Origin of the sequence: Sphingopyxis sp. Root1497 (assembly GCF_001427085.1) — a bacterium.
Taxonomy (GTDB): domain Bacteria; phylum Pseudomonadota; class Alphaproteobacteria; order Sphingomonadales; family Sphingomonadaceae; genus Sphingopyxis.
In genome coordinates this window covers 293,689-308,200 of the sequence record NZ_LMGF01000005.1, presented here as the reverse complement: position 1 = coordinate 308,200, position 14,512 = coordinate 293,689, and the positions used below count along the sequence as shown (strand labels likewise).

At 65.1% G+C, this 14,512-nt stretch carries 11 protein-coding genes; 5 read left to right on the top strand and 6 right to left on the bottom strand.

All coding sequences use genetic code 11. The annotated features are described in order from the left end of the window. Positions 1-22 precede the first annotated feature (22 nt). Entirely contained in the window at positions 23-817 is a 795-nt protein-coding gene (locus tag ASD67_RS15900; RefSeq protein ID WP_327197021.1) for a 2-keto-4-pentenoate hydratase, read from the bottom strand. A gap of 146 nt (positions 818-963) precedes the next feature. Here ASD67_RS15900 and ASD67_RS15895 point away from each other — a divergent pair, with 146 nt between their 5' ends. Continuing rightward, positions 964-2,013, top strand: coding sequence for a LacI family DNA-binding transcriptional regulator (locus ASD67_RS15895; protein WP_056349334.1), 1,050 nt, complete (start codon positions 964-966; stop codon positions 2,011-2,013). 34 nt (positions 2,014-2,047) lie between these two features. Beyond that, the gene (locus ASD67_RS15890) at positions 2,048-3,538 is read left to right on the top strand and encodes a UxaA family hydrolase (protein ID WP_443028045.1); all 1,491 of its coding nucleotides are present in this window, start codon (positions 2,048-2,050) and stop codon (positions 3,536-3,538) included. 166 nt (positions 3,539-3,704) lie between these two features. Here the strand turns inward: ASD67_RS15890 and ASD67_RS15885 are convergent, their stop codons facing one another. The 3 genes from ASD67_RS15885 to ASD67_RS15875 form a co-directional block, all read right to left on the bottom strand. Continuing rightward, on the bottom strand, positions 3,705-4,106 hold the full coding sequence (locus ASD67_RS15885) for a hypothetical protein (protein WP_056349329.1): 402 nt from the start codon (positions 4,104-4,106) through the stop codon (positions 3,705-3,707). Between the two features lie 184 nt (positions 4,107-4,290). Continuing rightward, positions 4,291-5,904 carry a family 43 glycosylhydrolase gene (locus tag ASD67_RS15880; RefSeq protein WP_056349326.1) on the bottom strand — a complete coding sequence of 538 codons (1,614 nt, stop codon included), beginning with the start codon at positions 5,902-5,904 and terminating at the stop codon, positions 4,291-4,293. Between the two features lie 76 nt (positions 5,905-5,980). Continuing rightward, entirely contained in the window at positions 5,981-8,842 is a 2,862-nt protein-coding gene (locus ASD67_RS15875; protein ID WP_082545103.1) for a TonB-dependent receptor, read from the bottom strand. Positions 8,843-9,101: 259 nt separating this feature from the next. On the opposite strand from ASD67_RS15875, the gene ASD67_RS15870 reads away from it, so the two are divergent. The 3 genes from ASD67_RS15870 to ASD67_RS15860 are packed head-to-tail and all read left to right on the top strand — an operon-like array spanning position 9,102 to position 11,862. Continuing rightward, a complete protein-coding gene (locus ASD67_RS15870; RefSeq protein ID WP_156377740.1) occupies positions 9,102-10,484 on the top strand; it encodes a pectate lyase in 1,383 nt (460 codons plus the stop codon). Continuing rightward, positions 10,481-10,879: a cupin domain-containing protein gene (locus ASD67_RS15865; RefSeq protein WP_200938046.1), complete on the top strand. Its 399-nt coding sequence runs from the start codon at positions 10,481-10,483 to the stop codon at positions 10,877-10,879. The genes ASD67_RS15870 and ASD67_RS15865 overlap by 4 nt, the downstream gene beginning before the upstream one ends. Before the next feature lie 2 nt (positions 10,880-10,881). Further along, positions 10,882-11,862, top strand: a complete 981-nt coding sequence (locus ASD67_RS15860; RefSeq protein ID WP_056349316.1) for an alpha/beta hydrolase — start codon at positions 10,882-10,884, stop codon at positions 11,860-11,862. A 94-nt stretch (positions 11,863-11,956) separates the two neighbouring features. Here ASD67_RS15860 and ASD67_RS15855 read toward each other — a convergent pair whose 3' ends face one another. Together ASD67_RS15855 and ASD67_RS15850 are read right to left on the bottom strand one after the other, a co-directional pair. After that, positions 11,957-13,471 (bottom strand): carboxylesterase/lipase family protein, encoded by a 1,515-nt coding sequence (locus tag ASD67_RS15855; RefSeq protein ID WP_056349314.1) that lies wholly within the window; start codon positions 13,469-13,471, stop codon positions 11,957-11,959. Beyond that, on the bottom strand, positions 13,458-14,471 hold the full coding sequence (locus ASD67_RS15850; protein ID WP_056349312.1) for a sugar kinase: 1,014 nt from the start codon (positions 14,469-14,471) through the stop codon (positions 13,458-13,460). Before ASD67_RS15850 ends, ASD67_RS15855 begins: the two co-directional genes overlap by 14 nt. Positions 14,472-14,512: the final 41 nt, after the last annotated feature.

Below are 14,512 nucleotides of genomic sequence, written 5' to 3'. Positions count from 1 at the left end.
TCTCTCCCGTTATCGGCTCTTGTTAGCCCGTGATTTTGCAGCTGACGCGGATTTTTCCGTCGAACAGCGCCTCGGCGTCCTGGCCGGGGCGAATTTCATGCACTCCGGTGATCGCCCCCGCCGACACCCAGGTGCCGGGCGGGATGGCGATGCCGCGGGCGCGCAGCGCGCGGATCAGGAACAGCGCGGATCCGAAGGGACCGTCGAGCATCGTTTCCATCGTCGCCGCTCCGATCCGTTCGCCATCGATGCGGAATTCGACCGGCATCGCGATCAGGTCGGCATCCTGCCAGTCCGCGATGCGCGGACCGAGCACCAGCCCCTTGTTGTTGCCATAATCCGACGCGGTGACCGCGGGGCCATGTTTGTTGATACCGGGAAAGGGCGAACTCGCGATCTCGATCCCCGTGCGTATCTCGTCGATCGCGTCGCGGACCGAGGCGATGTCGTACTCGCGGGTCCCGACGTCGCCGAAGCGCAGCAGCACCTCCGCCTCGGCCGCCGCGAACCCCCCGCCGTAGACCGGCATGGCGGGGACCGCCCCGTCGGCGGCATCGACGATCTCATTGGCAAAGATCGGCCCCGCGATGCGGTGGCCTCCGAAACGCGCGACCAGTTCGTCGGCTATCCGCCCGACCTTCCAGCCGCCGACCGGGCGGCCGTCGAAGGCGATCGCCGAATCCTGGATCGCATAGGCCTCGGCCAAGCCCTGCGGCATGGCGCCGGGATAGTCGGTAAGCGGTGTCTTCGCGGCCCGTGCGGCCAGAAACGCCTTGGCTATGGCTTGTTGTTCGCTCGTTGCCAGCATCTTTGTCATTTCCCTCATCCGAAAATTCCTGTAAGAGACACCGGTGTCAAAAGCAAGCGAATAGCCATCAGCGCGGTTGATTTTGTGACAGCGGGCGCGCAGTAGGAAACAGCGGGCCGGACCAACCGGGCCCGCACAGGAAAAGTGAAACCTCCATGGCGCCACGCACGCGGGAAAAAAGCGGTAAGCAACCGACGATCAACGACGTCGCGGCACTTGCCGGCGTCTCGAAAAAGACCGTCAGCCGGGTCATCAACCGGTCCGAATTCATTACCGACAAGACGCGCCAGGCGGTCGAACAGGCGATCAAGATGCTCGGTTTCGTGCCCAACCCGCAGGCGCGCGCGCTGGCCTTTCGCCGCAACTTCCTGATCGCGCTGCTCCACGACAATCCGAACGCGCAGACGGTGCTCAATTTCCAGCAGGGCGTGCTCGACGCGATCAAGGACAGCGACCTCGCCTTGCTCGTCCGCCCGGTCGATCGCGGGTCCGACCGGATGCTCGACGATGTGCGCGTGTTCCTCGAAAAGCAGCGCCCGATCGGCGCGATGCTGCTGCCGCCGATTTCGGAGAATGACGAACTCGCCGCGCTCTGCGAGGATCTGGGCGTGCGCTACGTCCGGGTCGGATCGGCGCAACTCGACGACGCCAAGCATTGCGTGTCGTCAAACGACCGCGAAGTCGTTGCCGAGGCGGTCGGCAAGCTTGTCGAACTCGGCCATCGCCGGATCGGTTTCGTGCGCGGCCCGGTCGGTTTCCGGTCGGCCGCCGAACGCGAAAAAGGCTTTCACGAGGCGCTGGCCGCGGCCGGACTGACGCTCCCCGCCGAACTGTCGGCACCGGGCAATTATCGCTACACTGCGGGCATCGAGGCGGGCGAGGCCTTGCTGTCGCTGACCGCGCCGCCGACCGCGATCTTCTGCTCGAACGACGAGATGGCGGCCGGCGTGATGAGCGTCGCGCACAGCAAGGGCATCGCGGTGCCCGCCGACCTGTCGATCATCGGCTTCGACGACAGCCCGACCGCGACGCATATCTGGCCCGCGCTGAGCACCGTGCGCTGGCCGATCCGCGAAATGGGGGTGCGCGCGGCGCGGACATTGGTCCCCGACTTCCTCGACATCGGAACCACGGCCTCCGACGAAGCGAATGTCATGGCGTCGACCTTCGTCGAACGCCAGTCGGTCGCCGCGCCGAAAAGCTGAGGCGATGGCGAATATATCCGATCCTCCGACGACGTTGACACCGGTAACCGCGCTGCGGATCGATCCCGGCGACACCGTCGCGACCTGTCTGGCCGATACGGCGGCGGATGATCGCATAACGGTGGATATGGCGACGATCACCCTGATCGACGCCATCCCGCGCGGGCATAAATTCGCCCTCGCCCCGATCGCGCGCGGCGATGCGGTGATCAAATATGGCTTTCCGATCGGCGTCGCGACCGCCGACATCGCGGCGGGCGCGCATGTCCACAGCCACAATCTGGCGACCGCGCTCGGCGGCGGCGACGATTATCATTATGCGCCGCGCAGTGCCGCGCCCCCTGCCCCGCCGGTCGCGATCCGCAGCTTTGCCGGTTACCGCCGCGCCGACGGACGTGTCGGCACGCGCAACGAAATCTGGATCCTGCCGACGGTCGGCTGCGTCGGCAATCTCGCAGCGCGGGTCGCAAGGATCGCGGGCGAGCGCCATGCCGGGCGCGTCGATGGCGTCCATGCTTTCAAACACCCCTTCGGCTGTTCGCAGCTTGGCAACGATCTGGGGCACACGCGCGGCCTGCTCGCGGCGCTCGCGCAGCATCCGAACGCCGGTGGGGTGCTGATCGTCGGGCTCGGGTGCGAGAGCAATCAGCTCGGCGCGCTGATCGACACGATCCCGCCCGAGCGCCGCGCGTCCCTCCGCACGCTGTCGGCGCAGGCGGTCGAGGACGACCTCGCCGCCGCGCTGGCGCTCGTCGATGAGCTGGTGGAGATCGCCGCCGCGACCCGGCGCAGCGAGGCCCCGCTTTCCGCGCTTACCCTCGGGGTCAAATGCGGCGGGTCGGACGGCCTCTCGGGACTCACCGCCAACCCGCTCGTCGGGCGCATGGCCGATGCCGTCGCGGGAGCGGGCGGCAAGGTCATCCTCACCGAAATCCCCGAAATTTTCGGTGCCGAACAGATGCTGATGGACCGCGCCGTGTCGCGCGAGGTGTTCGACCGCGCCGCCGAGCTGGTGCGCGATTTCAAGCAATATTTCATCCGCCACGGCGAACCGGTGAGCGAAAACCCCTCCCCCGGCAATATCGCCGGCGGCATCACCACGCTCGAGGAAAAGTCGCTCGGCGCGGTGCAGAAGGGCGGCCAGGTGCCGCTTGTCGATGTCCGGCTTTATGGCGGCGAAGCGGTGCTGCCCGGGCTGACCCTGCTCGAAGCACCCGGCAACGACGCGGTGTCGTCGACCGCACTCACCGCCGCGGGCGCGACGATGATCCTGTTCACCACCGGGCGCGGCACGCCGCTCGGTTTCCCCGCCCCGACGCTCAAGATCGCATCGAACAGCGCGCTCGCGCAGCGCAAGGCGGGATGGATCGATTTCGACGCCGGGCGGGTGCTGGCGGATGGCTTCGACGCGGCGTCGGATGCCCTGCTCGACCTGATCGCCGCGACCGCCTCGGGTGCGCCGACGCGCGCAGAGGCGAATGAGGAACGCGACATCGCGATCTGGAAATCGGGCGTCACGCTTTAAGGGGCGGCCGCGCGAGAAAGTTTCGCGCAAAGACGCGAAGACACGAAGAAGGCGTGCGAGAATGCAAAGCCTGTTGCCACCGCAAGCGGGCTTTTTTGACAATTTTTGGACGTTTGCGAAGATGAATGAGGGACTACCGGTGTCGACAGATTGCGGACATAGAGCGTCAGAATTTCCGAGCGCCTGGTTCGGCAACTAACTGATGCTGGTCCTGCCAGATAATATGTCCGGGATCGCGGGTGGTCAAAATATCTACATGAACACCACAGGCTTCCAACGCCACCTTCAGTTGGTGCATTTGCCTGATATGCTCGATCGCAACAGGCTTAAACCATGACAGACCGGGCTGTCCGCGGCCCTTCCAGCCGCCACGTGAAAACTGGCTGGGAACTGCCAAATTCTTTTTGAACCAGTCGTAGATTTCGCCAATCTGCATCAATGCCCAAGAAGGGGCGAAACTACACTCTCGCGCTTCGTCCAAGGCTTGGAACAAGCCCAAGCGCTGGCGTTGAGATTCAACCTGCTGATAGCAGACGAAACGGACATATACTTTTTCGGGCTTGGCCATAAACTCAGGGCAGGCAATGGACTGATGTCAGGTCTTTTAATCGCTGATTCTAAAACTGCCAGCCCGCCTCCCACCCCAAAGCCGACGTTCGGCACGCGGGTTTCTTCGCGCATGGAAAAGGCGAGCGCCGAGCCTTGGCGCGTGCCTGCTTTGTGTCCTTGCGTCTTTGCGCGAAACAATATCGCTACGCCAGCGCCTCGAAGCGGAAGTTGCGGAACTTCGCCTCCCCTGCCCCCGCCGAATACAGCCCCGGCCGCAACATCAGGAAACCGCCGCGCACATTATGGTGGTAGCCCGACACCTCCATACCGCGATCGAAACGATGCCAGGTCTTTCCGCCGTCGCCGCTGGTGTCATAGGTAATGATGTGCCGGTCATTGGTCACGCGCATCCGCAGGCTGCGACCATGCGGGTTCACGGGGCGGCCGCGTTCGATGCCATATTGGTGCGTCACGAAACGCTCGCCGTCGAAGCCGAGGCCGCAGTATAACTTTTCGTCATAAAAGAGGATCAGCCCGGCGACCCCGCCCGGCGCGATCTCGATATCGCATTCGAACCTGTACGCCTGATCGCCCGCAATCAGCAGCAGCGGCGACGAATCCGACGGCGCCTTGCCGCGCGCCGCGAGTAGCAGCGCGCCATTCTCGACCCGCGCGCGGTCGCGCTCGTCGGGGGCGGGCTTGAAGAAATTCCATTTGGCGCCGAGCGCCAGCGTCTTGAAATCGTCGGACAGAGCCATGCCATGCGGTCCCGCGACGGCCCCGCCCTCGGGCTTGGCGATCGGCTGCGACAAATCGCCGCCCGTCATGCGAAACCAGCCGTCGTCGGCCCACTCGATCGGATCGAGCAAAGCCTGCCGCCCCAGCGTCCAATAGCCGTTCTCGAACCCGTGATAGACGCTCCACCAGTCGCCCGCCGGGCCTTCGACCAGCGTCGCATGACCGCGCGACCACCATTTTTCGCCCGCCGATTTGGTGTGGACGAGCGGGTTCGCCGGGCAATTTTCCCATGGCCCGTGGATCGACTTCGAGCGGGCGGCGATCACCATATGGCCGGTCGGCGGGCCGGCGGTGCCGCCGACCGCGGTGACCATGTAATAATAATCGCCGTGACGGGTGATCTTCGGCCCCTCGGGCGCGAAGCCCTCGACCACCCAGTCCGACGGATAGCGCCAGGGGTCATAGACATGTTCGGGTTCGCCGATCCGCGACAGGCCGTCGTCCGCCAGCCGCACCCGGTCGCCGCCCGACAGGAACAGCCAGCGCGATCCGTCCTCACCCACCGCATGGCCGGGGTCGATATGATGGGGCAGGTTCAGGTCGACCGGATCGCTCCACGGCCCCTCGATCCGATCGGCCCAGATCACCCAGCTGGTGTTCGGACCCTTGGTGGGGATGTAGAGATAATAGCGGCCGTCATGCTTGCACAATTCGGGCGCCCACACCGACCCGATATTCTTGTGCAAAGCCGGACCGATCGGCCGCCAGTTCACCAGATCGCGCGAATGCCAGATGACCAGCCCCGGATAGCTGTCGAAGGTCGAGAAGGTCATGTAATAATCGGCGCCGTCCTTCAGGATCGACGGATCGGGATGGTCGCCCGCCATGATCGGGTTGAGGAAGCGTCCGTCGCCAAGGTCGGCTTTGCGCTGGCCGTCGAAGCCCCTGGCCCAGGGCGGCGCGACGCTGCCCGGCGCGGGCGCTGCCTGCGCCAGCGCGGCGGGGGCGGCCAATCCCGACAGGCCGGTCGCTAGCAGCCCGGTTCCGGCCAGTTTCAGCATCTCGCGGCGATGGGTCATAGTGCGTTCCTCAAAAAAGAAAGGCCCGGCCCCCGCAAGCGAAGACCGGGCCTTTCCGGAGACTAGCTCGCGATCATCACATCTTGAAACGCGCACCGAACAGGATGGTGCGGCCGAAATGGTTGTTCTCGTAACTGCGGTCGGCATCGAAATCGGTGAAGCGATAGCGATAGGTGTCGAGCAGATTGGTCCCCTCGACCGACAGTTCGACCCACTCGGTCAGCTTGTAACGGATCGACGCATCGACATTCCATGTCGCGCCATAACCTTCGAAGACATTGCCGGTGCCGCTGTTCGAATCGACATAGCGGCTGCGATAGCTTGCCGATGCGCGCGCGCTGAAGGCCCCGTCGTCATAATAGAGCGTGGCGTTGTAAGCGCGCTTCGACACGCCGAACAGGGTCGAGGTGCGGGTGGCGCTGACCAGCGGGCCGAAGGTGCAGTTGGGCAGCACGCAGTCGGTGATCGCGGGACCCTGGACCGTGTAATCGGCGGTCGAGCTGATGAAGGTGGCATTGGCGAGCACGCCGAAGTGGCTGAATACACCCTGATCGACGAAAGCGCTGAACGGTATCTGAGCCGCCAGCTCGACGCCCTTCAACGTCGCGCCGGTGCCATTGACCTGCGCCGAAACGGTGTACAGCTGGCTGGGATCGTTCGCGATATAGGCGGGCGAGCTCGGCAGCAGCACGCTCCGGTCGACACCGAGTTGCGCCAGCGTCGCCTGATAGGTGCCGGACACCGGGAAGCTTTCGATCTTTTTCACGAAGCCGGCGACCGACAACAGGGCCTGCGGCGCGAAATACCATTCGATCGCGGCATCGAAATTGGTCGCGCGATAGGGGTTGAGATAGGGATTCCCGTAAGTCGCACGATAGTTGAAGCCATCGAAGGTTCCGCTGGGGTTGAGATTGCCGAAGCTGGGCCGCGTCATCACCTTTCCGATCGCGCCGCGCACGACGACATCCTGCGAAGGGTAGAGCGCGACGTTGACCGACGGTAGCCAGTCGTCATAGCTGCGCTTGACGCTCACGCCATTGGCCGCCGACGAGATCTGCGCCGTCCGGACATAACGGATGCCGGCATTGGCCGCATATTCGAGCCCGAGAAGTTCACCCTTGGCATCGAACTGAAGATAGCCGCCCGATGTGGTTTCCTGCACCGAACGGGTGTTTGCCGCATCGATCGCGGGGTTGCGACTGTAGAGCCGGGTGAAATCGGTCGCGGCCGGGAAAGCCGGAATCAGCCACTGCGTCGTCGTGCCCGCCGGTTGTCCCGCCTGGCCGAGCGTGAACAGCTCCGACAGGGCCGCCGTGGCGGGGAAGCCATAAACGGCGTTCGGGCCGAAGAGGCTGGTCGGCGTACAGGTGATCGTCCCCGACGTGCTGGTCACGAGGCTGGTACCGCCATTTCCGCATACCGCGGTGTCGCGAGTGAAGGCCATGGTGTCGAAATTGAACCGGCGCCACATGCCGCCCGCCTTGACCTGGAATCCGTCGGCGACATCCCATTCGGTGCGCAGCTGGACCGTCTTGAACCGGTTGGTGACGTTCGACGGGCGATCGCGGATTTCGGCGAGCTGGAAGTTCGCCGGATCGGTGACGCTGGTGCCGAAAGTCAGCACCGGACTCTTCATATCACTGTAATCGTAGAAATAATTCTGGGCATCACGGTCATCGAACACGACCGTGGTTTCGACCGGAATGTCGGCGTTCGATTTCGAAAAGCCGCCGAGCAGGGTGAAACGAAGGCTGTCGGAAATATCCTGGTCCCAGGTTCCGCCAAGCTGATAGAATTCGGTATCCGATTTGCGCAGATAATGTTCGGTGCGGACGTACACATCGTTCAGCGTCGCCGAAATCATATTGTTGTCGGCATCGTAAACCGGGTTGACCACGTTGATCGAACGCTCGTTCGACCGCAGCAGCACCTCACCCCATTTCTCTTCACGGCTTTCCTTGAAGCGCGAATAGAGGCCATCGATCGAGAATTTCGTCGAATCGCTCGGTTCGAACTGGACCGAAGCCGTCAGCCCCAATCGTTCACGGCGATGTTCGATCTCGCCATAGCGCGGGATACGGGGGTGAAAGGACAGGGCGGCCTTTGTGCATCCGGCGCTGGGAACATAGGTGCCGCCGCTGTTCGCGGTGGTCCAGCAGTTGGTTCCATCCACCGAGTCGAACCGTGCCTGCGCCCAGCGGACCGAGTTGTTGCCAAGCTCCAGCGTATCGCTCTTCGAATAGGCACCGGACACCGCCACGCCGAAGGTGCCGGCATCGTTGCGCCAGCTCAGCAGCCCGGCGACGCGCGGCCCGACATTGTTCGACAGGTCGTTATAGGAACCGACGATCGACAGCGCACCGCGCAGCCCGGATTTTCCACCCAGCGGATTGCCGGTGTTGAGGTCGACCACCGCGCCGAGCGAGCCTTCGTCGAGCGAGGCTTCGGCGGTCTTGTGAACGACGATGCTGCTGAACAGCTCGGACGCGAAGACGTTGAAGTCGAACGAACGATCACGGTTCGACGACGCACCGTCGGTCGAGGTCGCGATGGTCTCCAGCCCGTTCACGCGAACGCGGGTGAATTGCGCACCGAGCCCGCGAACGGTGATCGCCCGGCCCTCGCCGCCGTCACGCTGGATCGAGATGCCGGGAATGCGCTGCAGCGATTCGGCGAGATTCTGGTCGGGGAATTTGGCGATGTCCTCGGCGACGATCGCGTCGACCGCACCGACCGAGTCGCGCTTGACGTTGAGCGCGGCCTCCAGCGAGGCCCGAAAACCGGTGACGACGATTTCGTCCTCGGTCGATACTTGGGTGTCGGCGGCGTCCGCCGCGGTATCCTGCGCAGAGGCCGGCGACACCGCCAGCACGGCAAGCGAAACGCCGCATGCCAACCTGCTCAAATTGCGGACGCCCTGCATTGCGTGAATAGCCATCATGTTCCTCCCTTTTACCAGTCCATCCAGCGCTTCAGGCATGAATGACACCGGTTACTTTACGCGACAAAGTCGATCGCCCCGATCCTTTGTCCAGAAATTTAAGAGAGTAGCGCAATGCCGTCGCGATTTCGCGACGGGCCATCCATTGGCCTCTCCCCGACAATATTTTCTCGTTGACCGGTTGGGGTAACCGGTGTCAGGAAGATTGAAGGAATGTGACCATTGTGTCAATACCCCAATGAGAAGGAGAGGCAGGATGCTGAAAAAGCTCTGGCTGGCAGCGCTTTTGCTGACGCCGACCATCGTCGCACACCCCGCAACCGCGACCGATTCGTCCCCCCTCGCCTTTCCCGGCGCGGTGGGTCCGGCGGCGCAGACGGCCGGCGGGCGCGGTGGCCAGATCCTGCGCGTGACGACGCTCGCGTCCGACGGCCCCGGCTCGCTGAAAGCGGCGATCGAGACCCCCGGACCGCGCATTGTCGTGTTCGAGGTCGGCGGCGTGATCGACATGGGGCGCATGACGATCGAGGTGAAGCACCCCTTCCTCACCATCGCCGGCCAGACCGCGCCGGGTCCCGGCATCACGCTGATTCGCACCGGCATCGACGTGAAGACGCACGATGTGATCTTTCGTCACCTGCGCGTCTATACCGGGGTCGACGGCCAGCCGAAGCGCAGCGGGTGGGAGGCCGACGCCTTTTCGACCGTCGCCGCCGCCAATGTGATCGTCGACCATTGCACCTTCCTGTGGGCGATCGACGAGAATATGTCGGCGTCGGGCCCGCGCTTCACCGGCAAGACGGTCGACGAATGGCGCCAGGGCACCAGCCACAATATCACCTTCTCGAACAATCTCGCCGCCGAAGGCCTCGCCGACGCGAGCCACCCCAAGGGCGAGCACAGCAAGGGGTCGCTGATCCACGACAATGCCACCGGCATCGTCTTTTACCGCAATGTCTGGGCGCATAATGTCGAGCGCAATCCGCTGATCAAGGGCGGCGCGCAGGCGCTGATGATCAACAACCTGATCTACAATCCGCAGCACCGCGCGGTACACTATAATCTGATGAACCTCGAATGGGTCGGCCATCCCTATGTGACGGGCCAGATCACCGCGATCGCCAACGTCATGCGCGGCGGCAACGACACCGATCCGAAACTGCCCTTCCTGATGCTCGGCGGCGACGGCGACCTCGAATTTTACGGCAAGGACAATCTGGCGGTCGACCGCCATGGCGAGCCGCTACCCGAGGTTGGCCGCTATGGCGAAACGCGCGCGCAACTGATCCGCGCCAAGGCGCCGCTCGCGCCGATCGCGGGATACAGGATCCTGCCGGTCCGCGACGTCGAAACCTCGCTGCTCGCGACGGCGGGGGCGCGTCCCTGGGCGCGCGATGCCGAGGAAATCCGCGTGCTGTTCTTCGTCGCCGAGGGCCGTGGGGAGGTGATCGACGACGAGAAGGAGGTCAGCGGCTATCCCAAGGTCAAGGAAGCGATCCGAGCGCCCTTCGTCGAGGGTGATTGGGACCTGGCGACGATGGAACCGCGCTGGGGCCTCTTCTATCCCGCACAGACCGCGCCGATGCCGCAGGAGCATCTGTCGGCGCGCGACCTCGACTCGCGCGGCGGCGTGAAATGAGCGTGCTGCTCGCCCTGCTCCTCGCCGGCGGCGCGGCGCCCGCGATGGTCGTGATCGACGAGGCCGCGACGCTACGCGAGGAAGCCCCGCCGCACGGCGCGATCGGGATGTCGACGGCGTACCGGATCAGCGATGCCGTCCCCGCGCCGCGCAGCTTCGAATTCCGCAAGCGCGCGCTGCACGTCGGCGCCGCGATCGGTGTCCATCCGATCGACCATGACGAAATCTATTATGTCCTGTCGGGTACCGGCATCGTCCATTCGGACGGCGAGGAGAAGGACGTCAAGGCTGGCACCGCCGCCTGGCTTTACAAGGGCGCGAAGGTCGGCATCCGCCAGACCGGCAAGGAACCGCTGGTGCTGATCATCGCCTATCCCAACAAGGCGGCCGAATAGCGATGCGGTTCGGTCGCCGCCTCCTGCTCGCCGCCGGGCTGACGCTGCCGCTGATCGCCGCGGGAAATGCCAGCGCGAAAAGCGCCTGGACGCGCCCGGCCGGCCTCGCGCCCGACGACAGTATCGCACTGTGGCCCGAGGGCCATCTGGCGGTGCCGGCGGGCCTGGTCGAAAGCGTGGTCCAGCGCAGCGACGACCCGAACGCCAGCGACCGAATGCTGCAGGGCATCACCCGCCCGCGCCTCGACATCTTCCGCCCCGAAAAGCCCAATGGCGCGGCGGTGATTCTCGCCCCCGGCGGCGGCTATCGCTACGTCGTGGTCGACAAGGAAGGTTATGAGCTGGCGCGCTGGCTCCGCGATCGCGGGGTCACCGTCTATGTCCTCTTCTACCGCCTGCCCGGCGACGGCTGGGCCGATCGCTCGAACGTCCCACTCGCCGATGCGCAGCGCGCGGTGCGGCTGGTGCGCAGCCGGGCGAAGGCCGAAGGCATCGACCCGGCGCGCGTCGCCTTCGGCGGCTTTTCGGCGGGTGGCCATGTCGCGACCAGCCTGCTGACGCGTTTCGATGCCAAGGTCTATGCGCCCGTCGATGCCGCCGACGCGCTGTCGGCGCGCCCCGACACCCTCGCCGCCTTTTACCCGGTGGTGTCGATGGATCCCGCGATTGCCCACGCCGTCAGCCGAGAAAAATTGCTCGGCCCCGCCCCCGACGCGACGCGCGCGGCGCTCTACTCGCCCGAGCGGCAGGTCCGCGCCGACATGCCGTCGCTGTTTCTCCTTCATGCCGAGGACGATAATGTCGTGAAGGTCGAGAACAGCCTGCGCCTCCAAGGTGCCGCGCGCGCGGTCGGCGTTCCCTGCGAAGCCCATTATTTCGCCAAGGGTGGCCATGGCTTCGGGTTGATGAAGACTGCGGGGCTGCCCGTTGCTGCGTGGCCCGAACTGCTGTGGAACTGGCTCGCGGCACGGAGGATTGTCTAAATCTTCGTCATTGCGAGCGGAGCGAAGCAATCCAGGACAGCCTACGCGACTCTGGATTGCCGCGTCGCCTTCGGCTCCTCGCAATGACGGATGATTACGAACCGGGTTGGATGTACGGCACTCGCGCGAACAGCTCGCGTTCCCATGCGCGCGGATTGTCCTCGACGCGGGGACCGGCGTCGAAGATCATCGTGCGGCGTTTCTTGAGGTCATAGGCCGACCAGCCCGGATTGCCCGTTTTCGCGAAGCGCGTGAAGGCGGTCATCATCGCCGCGCTCACCTGATGTTTGCACGTCGACTGGTCGGGTCCGGTGCCGAAGACGAGCGCGATGTCGTCGGCGTGCTTCGCCTCCATATAATCGAGCTGATAGACGAAGGCCGGCGCGCCGGCGCGCGCGCGCGCCTCGGCCTCCTCGACCTGCCCGCGCCAGCTGCGCGCCGCGGTGACGATGCGGTGGAAGAGTTCGAGCGGCTGCGCGCCCGGATAACGCGCGCGGAACTGCGCGACGACCCAGACCGGATCGATGTCGACGCGCATTTCGGGACCGATGCGCGCCGCGAGATTGTCGAAGCTCAGCCCCGAAAGCTGCTTGCCGTCGGCGGCAAAAAAGGCCCGCGTCTCCATCACCGTATTGCCGAGCATCATCGGGATGCCCAGCGACTGCGGTGCCGGATCGGGCCAAAAAGGATGGCGCGTCAGATGCTTCATGTCGAGCACCGGCCCCATATAGACCCCGCCGCCGATGATCGGGTCAGTCGCCGACAACGCCGCGACCAACTGCTCCACCGGCGCGGTCGCGGGATCAATACCCTGCCCCAATTTGTCGAGGAACGCCGCCGCGCGCTTGCTGGCGTTGAGCGGCCCCGAGGCGGTCACCTGCTGCCCGCTCATCGTGATCGCCTTGTGGAACAGCCCCGCCGCCTCGGGCATCGCCATCAGGGTCGCGATCTTGGCGCCGCCGCCCGACTGGCCGAAGACGGTGACATTGGCGGGATTGCCGCCGAAGGCGCCGATATTGCGCTGTACCCATTTGAGCGCGAGGATCAGGTCGAGCTGTCCGGCGTTGCCGCTGTCGGGAAAGCGGTCGGGCAGATAGAGGTAACCGAGCGCGTTCAGCCGGTGGTTGACCGTCACCACCACGACGTCGCCCTGTGCCGCGAGCGTCGCGCCGTCGTTGAGCGGGTCGGTCACGCTGCCCGACGAATAGGCGCCGCCGTGGAAATAGACCATCACGGCGCGCGGTTTTTTGGCTGCAGCCGTCGGCGTCCAGACGTTGAGGAACAGGCAGTCCTCGGATTGCGGCTGGTAGCGGTCGCCGGCCTGCGGGCAGGCGGGACCATATTGCCCCTGATCGGCAAAGGGCTGTTCGGCGGTGGTCACCGGCACCGGGGCGCGGAACCGTTCGGCGCGCGCGTAACGAATGCCGGGATAGGCGGTCGCCCACAGCGGCGCATTCTCGCTGCGCGGCTTGCTGCGATAGGTGCCGTCGGCTGCGGATACGGTCGCATTGACCGCCTGCGCCCATGAAGGCGCGGCACAAGACAGCAAGACCAATCCTGCCGCTCCGCCCAGCAGCAAACGACGACCAAACGGCTCAGCGCCGGACATCGAGCCCTCCCCCGTGAAATGCGTCGATATCCGCTTGGCTAAAGCGGCTCGCATCGCCGGGCAAGCTATGTTTGAGGCAGGTAAGCGCGAGGCCGCTGTCGGCCATTGCTTTGGCACCACCGCCGCAGAGATGCGCGTGGAGCACCCCGGCGGCAAAGGCATCGCCCGCGCCAATCCGGTCGACGATGCCGGCGACGTCGATGTCATCGGTCTGATGCGCGCTGTCGCGCAGATCGACCCGCGCCGCGATGCGGTGATGATCGGCCGACACCGTATGTCGCGCGGTCGAGGCGATCAGCTTGAGGTCGGGGAAGGCGGCAAAGCCCGCGTCCGCCGCTTCGCGCCGCCGGTCCGCGCCCTCGCCCGAAAAATCGCGGCCGAGCACGAGCGACAGATCGCGATGGTTGCCGAACAAGATGTCGGTCAGCCCGATAAGTTCGGACAGGATCGCGCGCGGATCGCTGTCCCACGCCTCCCACAGCATCGCGCGGTAATTGCCGTCGAAGCTGATCGGCACGCCCTGCCGCTTGGCGGCGCGCGCCGCCGTCAGCGCGGCCTCGGCCGAGCGCGGGCCGAGCGCGGGGGTGATGCCCGACAGGTGGAGCAGCCCTGCGCCGGCCAGCAACGCGTCCCAGTCATAATCATTGGCTCCGCTCGCGGCGAAGCTCGATCCGGCGCGATCGTATACGATCTCCGACGCCCGCAGTCCCGCCCCGACGCTGAGGAAATAGAGCCCCATCCGCCCGGGCGATGGCGTGACGGCGGTGCAATCGACGCCTGCGCCGCGCACCGCCGCCACCGCTCCGCGACCCAGAGCGTTCGAAGGAATTTTGCTCACCATCGCGCAATCATGGCCGAGATGCGACAGGCCGATCGCGACATTCGCCTCGGCGCCGCCGACATGGAGCGACAGCGCGGGGGACTGCATCAGCAGCTCATTACCCGGCGCGGTCAGGCGGATCAGCAATTCGCCGAAAAAGACGAGTCTACCCTCTGCCATCCCGACTCCGTTCGCCGCCTGTTGCGGTTCTATGCGCGATG

What these genes read in the sequence shown, in the direction of transcription:
- ASD67_RS15900 (WP_327197021.1), bottom strand. Translation starts at nt 817, where the DNA reads ATGACAAAGATGCTGGCAACGAGCGAACAACAAGCCATAGCCAAGGCG.
- ASD67_RS15895 (WP_056349334.1), top strand. Translation starts at nt 964, where the DNA reads ATGGCGCCACGCACGCGGGAAAAAAGCGGTAAGCAACCGACGATCAAC.
- ASD67_RS15885 (WP_056349329.1), bottom strand. Translation starts at nt 4,106, where the DNA reads ATGGCCAAGCCCGAAAAAGTATATGTCCGTTTCGTCTGCTATCAGCAG.
- ASD67_RS15880 (WP_056349326.1), bottom strand. Translation starts at nt 5,904, where the DNA reads ATGACCCATCGCCGCGAGATGCTGAAACTGGCCGGAACCGGGCTGCTA.
- ASD67_RS15875 (WP_082545103.1), bottom strand. Translation starts at nt 8,842, where the DNA reads ATGGCTATTCACGCAATGCAGGGCGTCCGCAATTTGAGCAGGTTGGCA.
- ASD67_RS15870 (WP_156377740.1), top strand. Translation starts at nt 9,102, where the DNA reads ATGCTGAAAAAGCTCTGGCTGGCAGCGCTTTTGCTGACGCCGACCATC.
- ASD67_RS15865 (WP_200938046.1), top strand. Translation starts at nt 10,481, where the DNA reads ATGAGCGTGCTGCTCGCCCTGCTCCTCGCCGGCGGCGCGGCGCCCGCG.
- ASD67_RS15860 (WP_056349316.1), top strand. Translation starts at nt 10,882, where the DNA reads ATGCGGTTCGGTCGCCGCCTCCTGCTCGCCGCCGGGCTGACGCTGCCG.
- ASD67_RS15855 (WP_056349314.1), bottom strand. Translation starts at nt 13,471, where the DNA reads ATGTCCGGCGCTGAGCCGTTTGGTCGTCGTTTGCTGCTGGGCGGAGCG.
- ASD67_RS15850 (WP_056349312.1), bottom strand. Translation starts at nt 14,471, where the DNA reads ATGGCAGAGGGTAGACTCGTCTTTTTCGGCGAATTGCTGATCCGCCTG.